At 69.9% G+C, this 8,118-nt stretch carries 7 protein-coding genes; 5 read left to right on the forward strand and 2 right to left on the reverse strand.

Annotated elements, in window-relative coordinates:
* The first annotated feature begins 2 nt into the window (after window positions 1-2).
* The 3 genes from argF (at window position 3) to ITJ66_RS19580 (ending at window position 3,077) form a co-directional block, all read left to right on the forward strand.
* Complete coding sequence (gene argF / locus ITJ66_RS19570; protein WP_124769488.1) at window positions 3-944, forward strand: ornithine carbamoyltransferase; 942 nt, start codon at window positions 3-5, stop codon at window positions 942-944.
* Window positions 945-1,013: 69 nt separating this feature from the next.
* On the forward strand, window positions 1,014-2,444 hold the full coding sequence (argH, locus tag ITJ66_RS19575) for an argininosuccinate lyase (protein WP_124769487.1): 1,431 nt from the start codon (window positions 1,014-1,016) through the stop codon (window positions 2,442-2,444).
* Between the two features lie 15 nt (window positions 2,445-2,459).
* Entirely contained in the window at window positions 2,460-3,077 is a 618-nt protein-coding gene (locus ITJ66_RS19580; RefSeq protein WP_194645657.1) for a DNA-3-methyladenine glycosylase, read from the forward strand.
* A 9-nt stretch (window positions 3,078-3,086) separates the two neighbouring features.
* Here the strand turns inward: ITJ66_RS19580 and ITJ66_RS19585 are convergent, their stop codons facing one another.
* The gene (locus tag ITJ66_RS19585) at window positions 3,087-3,686 is read right to left on the reverse strand and encodes a hypothetical protein (RefSeq protein WP_194645660.1); all 600 of its coding nucleotides are present in this window, start codon (window positions 3,684-3,686) and stop codon (window positions 3,087-3,089) included.
* Window positions 3,683-4,315 (reverse strand): DNA-binding protein, encoded by a 633-nt coding sequence (locus ITJ66_RS19590; RefSeq protein ID WP_194645662.1) that lies wholly within the window; start codon window positions 4,313-4,315, stop codon window positions 3,683-3,685. Before ITJ66_RS19590 ends, ITJ66_RS19585 begins: the two co-directional genes overlap by 4 nt.
* A 168-nt stretch (window positions 4,316-4,483) precedes the next feature.
* On the opposite strand from ITJ66_RS19590, the gene tyrS reads away from it, so the two are divergent.
* Both tyrS and ITJ66_RS19600 read left to right on the forward strand, forming a co-directional pair.
* Window positions 4,484-5,794: a tyrosine--tRNA ligase gene (gene tyrS / locus ITJ66_RS19595; protein WP_194645665.1), complete on the forward strand. Its 1,311-nt coding sequence runs from the start codon at window positions 4,484-4,486 to the stop codon at window positions 5,792-5,794.
* 43 nt (window positions 5,795-5,837) lie between these two features.
* Window positions 5,838-7,727 (forward strand): PQQ-binding-like beta-propeller repeat protein, encoded by a 1,890-nt coding sequence (locus ITJ66_RS19600; protein WP_194645667.1) that lies wholly within the window; start codon window positions 5,838-5,840, stop codon window positions 7,725-7,727.
* The last annotated feature ends 391 nt before the right edge of the window (window positions 7,728-8,118 follow it).

Here is an 8,118-nt window from a genome sequence, read left to right on the forward strand (position 1 = left end):
CCATGACCCGTCACTTCCTCCGCGACGACGACCTCAGCCCGGCCGAGCAGGCCGAGATCCTCGACCTCGCCACCGAGCTGAAGCGCGACCGCTGGTCGCGGAAGCCGCTCGAAGGCCCGCAGACCGTCGCGGTCATCTTCGACAAGTCCTCGACGCGGACACGCGTCTCCTTCGCCGTGGGGATCGCCGACCTCGGCGGATCCCCGCTCATCATCTCGACGGCCAACAGCCAGCTCGGCGGCAAGGAGACGGCCGCCGACACCGCTCGCGTCCTCGAACGTCAGGTCGCGGCGATCGTCTGGCGGACCTACGCCCAGTCCGGTCTCGAGGAGATCTCGGCCGGGACGACGGTGCCCGTCGTCAACGCGCTGTCCGACGACTTCCACCCGTGCCAGCTCCTCGCCGACCTCCTCACGATCCGCGAGCACAAGGGCGAGCTCGCCGGTCTGACGATGTCGTTCTTCGGCGACGGAGCGAGCAACATGGCCCACTCCTACCTGTTGGCCGGCGCGACGGCGGGGATGCATGTCCGCGTCGCCGCCCCGGCCGAGTTCGCCCCGGCTGCGGACGTCGTCGCCGACGCGGAGCGCATCGCCGCGACGACGGGCGGCTCCGTGCTCGTGACCACCGACCCCGACGCGGCGGCGGCGGATGCCGACGTGATGATCACCGACACCTGGGTGTCGATGGGCAAGGAGGACGAGAAGGCGCAACGCGTCGCCATCTTCGGCGGCTACCGGGTCGACCGCAGGCTCATGGGGCTCGCCGCGTCCGACGCCGTCTTCATGCACTGCCTGCCCGCCGATCGCGGCTTCGAGGTCGAGGCCGAGGTCATCGACGGGGCGCAGAGCATCATCTGGGACGAGGCGGAGAACCGCCTCCACGCGCAGAAGGCCCTGCTCGTGTGGCTGCTCGAGCAGCAGCACGCCGGCTCCGCGGCCTGACCCTTCCCCGGCTGCGGCCGACCGACCAGTCCGGAGCACTCCGGACGCCAGCAGTACAGGAGGCCCATCGTGGCAGATCAGCAGAACCGAGCAGGCGAGTCCGGGGCCCTCTGGGGTGGACGCTTCGCGAGCGGACCGTCGCCGGAACTCGCCCGTCTGAGCAAGTCCACTCAGTTCGACTGGGTCCTCGCCGCATACGACATCGCGGGTTCCCGTGCCCATGCCAAGGCGCTCGCGTCGGCGGGGTACCTCGACGAGGACGAGCTTCGCGGGATGCTCGCCGCCCTCGACGTCCTGGACGCCGACGTGGCCGACGGGACGTTCGTCGCGGCGGAGAGCGATGAGGACGTCCACTCGGCGCTGGAACGCGGGCTCGTCGAACGGGCCGGCAAGGAACTCGGTGGGAAGCTGCGTGCCGGCCGGAGCCGGAACGACCAGATCGCGACGCTCGTGCGCCTCTACCTCATCGATCACGGACGGGTGATCGCCCGCGACGTCATCCACCTGATCGACGCGATCGTCTCCCAGGCCGAAGCACACCCGGACGCGGTGATGCCCGGCCGCACGCACCTGCAGCACGCCCAGCCGGTGCTGCTCGCCCACCAGCTGCTCGCGCACGCCTGGCCGCTCACCCGCGACCTGGAACGGCTCCGCGACTGGCTCGCCCGGGCGAGCGCCTCGCCCTACGGTTCCGGAGCACTCGCCGGCAGTTCCCTCGGGCTCGACCCGGTGCTCGTCGCGCACGAGCTCGGGCTCGACCGGCCGACGGAGAACTCGATCGACGCCACCGCCAGCCGCGACGTCGTGGCCGAGTTCGCGTTCATCACCTCGCTCATCGGGATCAACCTGTCCCGGTTCGCCGAGGAGATCATCGTCTGGAACACCCGCGAGTTCGGGTTCGTGACCCTCGACGACGCCTACTCGACCGGCTCGAGCATCATGCCGCAGAAGAAGAACCCCGACATCGCCGAACTCGCCCGCGGGAAGTCCGGGCGACTCATCGGGAACCTGACCGGGTTGCTGGCGACGTTGAAGGCGCTGCCGCTCGCGTACAACCGCGACCTGCAGGAGGACAAGGAGCCGGTGTTCGACTCCGTGAACCAGCTCGAGGTGTTGCTCCCGGCGTTCACCGGGATGGTGGCGACGCTCCGCTTCGACACGGCACGGCTGCGCGAGCTCGCACCGGAGGGGTTCTCCCTCGCGACGGACGTCGCCGAGTGGCTCGTCAAGCAGGGTGTGGCCTTCCGCGACGCGCACGAGATCAGCGGCGAGCTCGTGCGGTACTGCGAGGAGCGCGGGCTGGCACTCGACGAACCCGACGACGCGGCACTGGCGGGTGTCTCGGAGCATCTCACGCCGGCCGTGCGGAGTGTCCTGACCGTCGACGGCTCGATCGGCAGCCGACTCGGCGTCGGCGGGACGGCTCCGGAGCGGGTCCAGGACCAGCTCGTGACGCTCGTCGGTCGGGTGGGCGCGCTGTCGCAGGCCCTCTCGCTCTAGACGGGGCGGGGTCCGATGACGACGGCCGGTCCGCTGCGGGCGCTGACCTCGGGATCGGCCCTCGAGGTCGCGCCCGCGCTGCTCGGAGCGGTGCTGTCCCACACGACGCCCGAGGGCACCGTGTCGGTCCGCCTCACGGAGGTCGAGGCCTATCTCGGGGTCGGCGAGGATCCCGGATCCCACGCGCATCGCGGTCCGACGCCGCGCACGAGTCCGATGTTCGGTCCGCCCGGGCATCTGTACGCGTACTTCAGCTACGGCATGCACGTCTGCATCAACGTCGTGTGTTCACCGGTCGGCACGGCGTCGGCCGTCCTCCTGCGTGCCGGCGAGGTCGTCGCGGGGCTGGAGCTCGCGCGGCTGCGACGCGGTGAACGGGTGCCGGATCGCGACCTGGCCAGAGGACCGGCACGGCTCACCGTGGCGCTCGGGATCGCGCTCGACCAGTCGGGTGACGACCTCGCCGAGCCGCCCTTCGATCTGCTCCTGCCCGAGCGCCCGCTCGCCTCGGCGACCGGTCCGCGGACGGGCGTCAGCGGGCTCGGTGGGGGAGCCGCCTACCCGTGGCGGTTCGTGCTCCCGGGGGAGACGACCGTCTCGCCGTACCGCCGCTCGCCCAGGGCGGTGGACTGATCCGCCGACTCAGCCTCGCGCGAGCAGCAGGATCGACGCCACCCCGGCAGCCCAGAGGAGGCTGGCGAGCGAGCCGATGATGAACCGCTCGCGCGCCTCGGCCGAGTCGAGTTCGGTGAAGCGTCCGACACCCTTCACGGCGACGATGACCGCGATCGCCTCCGGATAGCCGGAGAACAACGCGGCGACGAGGGCGAGCCGTTCGAGGATCCCGATCGCGGTCCCGCCGCGCAGCACTTCGATCGGACGTCCGACGACCTGCGAGGCGCTCGGGTTCCGGTGCTCCACGAGGATGCCGCCGTGGATCCCGGGGGCGACGCTGCCCTTCGTCGCGAGGGCGAGGACGAAGGAGGCGACCGGACCACCGCCGGCGACCGCGACGGCGAGGACGAAGACGCCGAGGAGCACGAGTGCCGGACCGGTCGGCGGAACCGAGGGGACGAGCGCGACCAGGAGGGCCCCGATCACCATGAGGGCAGCCGCCACGACCATGAGACGATCCGCGAGACGCGCGGTCAGCACCCGGGCCAGCAGGAGGAAGACGAGCGCGCTTCCGAGGAGGCCGATGACGGTCGGCCAGGTGATGGGCGTGAGCGTGATGAGGTTCATCGCTCGTCCTTTCGGTCGTCGGGGTGGTGCACGGAGGCGTCCTGGTCGAGCTTCGCCAGGAGGCGGATGAGCGCGGTGGTCGCTGCGGCTTCGGCTCGGACTCCGGCGGCCGAGACCCGGCGACTGACCGAACTCTCGGTGATGCCGAGTCGTGCCGCGGCCTCGGACTGGGTCACGCCGGCCGCGAGCAGGTCGGCGACCTCCCAGCCGCCGGCGGTCCTCCGGTCGCGGAGGTGGAGGAGGAGCACGATGAGCGCTTCGACGTCGGCGCCGCCCTGCTGGTCGGCCGCCTCGAGCGCGAACCGGAAGGGCGCCCGCTTGGCCCGCGTGACGGCCTCCCTCGCGGCGTAGAAGGCCTGACCGGTCGCGGCTCGGGTCGAATCGGGGAGCGGACGCCGGACGTCGCCTTGTCCGACACCCACGCTCCAGCCGCGATCCCGGAGGAGGTCGAAGGCGATGGCGAGCGCGACCTCGGCGTCCTCGGTGGCGAGCTGGAACTCGTCGCCCGCCGTGCGTTCGGCCTGGAGGAGCAGGCGGTCCGGGAACCGGTCGTTGATCGACTCGATGACACCGGCGGCTCGATCAGGGCCGGTCCGGCTCGCTATCTGATCGACGGTCAGCACGTACACGGTTCTCCTCTCGGCGGTGGGTCGGCTCGATCACCCTAGTCGCAACATGCAGGTATTTCCACAACTCTGACGAATGAGAGGAATTCCTGCACGTCACGGTCGCCGCGATCACGCCGGTGCCGATGCGCCCGATCCGGCAGCCGATGCCGCGCTGATAGCCTTGCAAGCGTGTCGAACCTCGCTCTTCCTGACCAGCGCAACGATCCGACCTTCGAGGACGTCTGGGACGAACTCGTCTGGCGCGGGCTCGTCCATGTGTCGACGGATCAGCAGGAGCTGAAGCGCCTGCTCGGCGGAACGCCGATCACCTACTACTGCGGGTTCGACCCGACGGCGGCGAGCCTCCACCTGGGCAACCTGGTCCAGCTGCTCGTCATGCGTCGGCTGCAGCTCGCCGGACACCGCCCACTCGGGCTCGTCGGCGGTTCGACCGGCCTCATCGGCGACCCACGACCGACCGCCGAGCGCACGCTGAACACGCCGGACACCGTCGCCGAGTGGGTGCAGTCCCTCCGCGCGCAGATCGAACGCTTCCTCAGTTTCGAGGGCGACAACGCCGCGCGCATGGTCAACAACCTCGATTGGACCGCACCGCTCTCCGCGATCGACTTCCTGCGGGAGATCGGCAAGCACTACCGCGTCGGCACGATGCTGAAGAAGGACGCGGTCAGTGCCCGTCTCAACTCGGAGGCGGGGATCAGCTACACCGAGTTCAGTTACCAAATCCTCCAGGGGATGGACTACCTCGAGCTGTACCGCGAATACGGCTGCGTCCTGCAGACCGGCGGGAGCGACCAGTGGGGCAACCTCACGAGCGGCACCGACCTCATCCACCGGGTCGAGCGGGCCACCGTCCACGCGATCGGGACCCCGCTGATCACGAACTCGGACGGCACGAAGTTCGGGAAGAGCGAAGGCAACGCGGTCTGGCTCGACCCGAGCATGACGAGCCCGTACGCGTTCTACCAGTTCTGGGTCAACACCGACGATGCGGACGTCATCGCCCGGCTGAAGGTGTTCACGTTCCTCGATCGGGTGGAGATCGAGCGACTGGCGGCCGCGACCGAGTCGGAACCGTTCAAGCGTGAGGCGCAGAAGACCCTCGCCTACGCCGTCACCGCGCTCGTCCACGGGGTCGCCGCGACGGATGCGGCCATCGCCGCGTCGGCCGCGCTCTTCGGTCAGGGCGATCTGGACGCACTCGACGCGGACACGCTGCGGTCGGCCGTCACGGAGTTGCCGAATGCGCGGGTGGCCGCGGAGACGCTCGTCATCCAGGCGCTCGTCGACACGGAGCTGTGTGCGAGCCTCGGTGAGGCTCGACGCGCGGTCGCCCAGGGAGGGGTTTCGGTGAACAACCGCAAGATCGACGACGTCGACGCGACCCTGGACGACCGGTTCCTCACGGGCGGGGTGGCCGTGCTGCGCCGCGGCAAGCGCACCCTCGCCGGGCTGTTCCTCGACGGAGCGCCCGCCTGATCCGCCGACGACGGCATCGCCGTCGTCATCGAACCTGAAGGGGATGCTCCGAGTGCAGCTCTGCGAGGCGTGCGGGACCGAGATCGTCGACCGTCGCGACGGTGTGTGCCCGAGTTGTGGGGCCATGCTGCCGCTGCGCACGGATGAGCTGTCGACGGTGGAGACGCCGGCCGAGGCGGCGGCCGAGCCGGAGCCGGCGGACGAGCTCCAGTCGGAGTCGACGGACGACCGGCCCACGCCGGCCGATGACGGCGACCTCGTCGAGACCGATGCACCCCACGTCGAGACCGGTGCCCCAGCAGCGGAAGCCGATCGACTGCCGTCGCCGGACGTCGACACGATTGAGCCCACGAACCCCGGTACCGCGACGTCGATCGCCCCGAGCGCGGTGCCGACACCGGTCCCGGATCCCGAATCCACCGACCCGGCGCCGGCGCAGGCGTCGACTCCGCACCCGGCGACAGTCGCTGCGGCCGAACCGGCCTCGGCAACCGCCGCGGGGGAGGCACCGCAGGAACCGACTGCGCCCCGCGCCCTCTGGCACCCTGATTCGTTGCCCACCACGGTCAAGCGGACCACCTCGCGCCGACGATGGTTCCTCCTCGGCGGACTCGCACTCGCCGTGGTCGCTGCGATCGTCGCGGTCGTGCTCATCGTGGTCGCGGCCGTTCCCCACCGCGTCGAGGGGCTCGCGCTCCTCCGCGACCTCCCGACGAAGCCGACCGTCGGAACCTGGGAACTCGCGCATCCGCTGGACGACGAGGTGCCCGCGGGCGACGAGCTCTACCTCAACGGGTACACCGCGAGCCCCAACACCGCGCTGCTCGTGTGGTCGACCGACCGGCCACTGGATCAGACGACCCTCGACGACGCTCCGGGCGAGACGGTGGTCTCCCTGGTGAACACGGCGAACGGCCACACCCTCTGGGACCGTCGCGTCACCGAGCTCTCTCCGGAGTTCGACCGCTTCGACGCACCGGTGGTCGTCTCCCCACCGGATGCGGCCGCGATCGTGCTGAGCCAGGGTGACCTCATGGTCGCCGTGAGCCGTCGCGACGGGCACGTGGTCTCCACCTCGCAAGAGCACTCGAGTGTCGAGGGGATCGGCTTCGCCGACTTCGCCGCGCCAGCGGCGTTCGTCCCGAGGCTCGAGGGTGACCTGCTCATCTCGTCGACCACGGCCGACGGCACCGGGACGGTCGGTCGCTATCGGTCGACGGATCTGACCGACCCGGTCTGGGAGGTCAACGGTGATGCCGGCGAGCGGGCGACCACCGCGGGCGACAAGCTCTTCTACGACGGTGCGGTCTACTCGCTCGACGACGGATCGACCATCGACTGGCAGGGCGACCTCTCCTGGTACTACCAGCAGGTGGGCGGCGATCTCGTCGCGATCGACTACTCCGGCAACGACACCACGATCCGCGGGGTGGACGACCGCACCGGCGCCGAGCGCTGGAAGGCGACCGGGGCGCTGCCGGTGGTGCTCGACGCGAGCGGGCTGTTGGTCGTCGCCGACCAGTCGGGGGAGCGGGTCCGCCGCCTCGACCCGCGATCCGGCGAGGTCGAGTGGCGCAGCGGACTGACGAGCACCTGGGACGGCGCATACACCGTGGGCGACACGATCATGCTCGGTGACGGCGAAGGCGGATACACCGGGGTCGGCGCTCGAGACGGTGAGATCCGATACGAGGAGCAGGACGCCGAGGGCAGCCTCGTCGGATACAGCGGCCGGACCCTCCTGCTCACGCTCGACGGCACGCTCGTCGGCATCGACGCGACCACGGGCGAGCGCGGTTGGTCGGTCGACTCCGCCGGAGACGAGTACTCGTTCACCGCCTGGGGCGGAAGCCCACTCGCCGTCGCGACGGTCGTCGCGGCCGGTTCCGGCTCAGCGGCCGTCCTCGGCATCGGTGACGCTGATCGGGACTGAAGCGCGTGGATCCGGGCGACACGCCCGGGATGCAGCGATGATTTGCCAGCCCCTGGCGGTCTGCGTAAAGTAATCACTCGTCACCCCAAAGGTGCGGGAAGCGGAAGAGCTTCCCGGCCTCAAGTGGGACTGATACCCAGCCAAAAGCCGAGCATCTCCACGTGAGTCAAACTCACACTTGAGATCGTCTCACTTCAAGACTAGGTTGGAACTTCCCAGCTCTCGGGTCATCGAAGCGGTGAGGATCAAACGGACTCCGGTCCACTCAGATCAGCTCCTGGTTCGACTTGACAAGAACCGAAGAAGTGGTAAGTTAGAGAAGTTGCCCTGCAGGGCGGTCGTGATGGCCAAAGGCAGGAGCATCCGATCCTTGAGAACTCAACAGCGTGCA

Source organism: Plantibacter sp. VKM Ac-2885, from assembly GCF_015351205.1.
GTDB classification, from domain to species: domain Bacteria; phylum Actinomycetota; class Actinomycetes; order Actinomycetales; family Microbacteriaceae; genus Plantibacter; species Plantibacter auratus.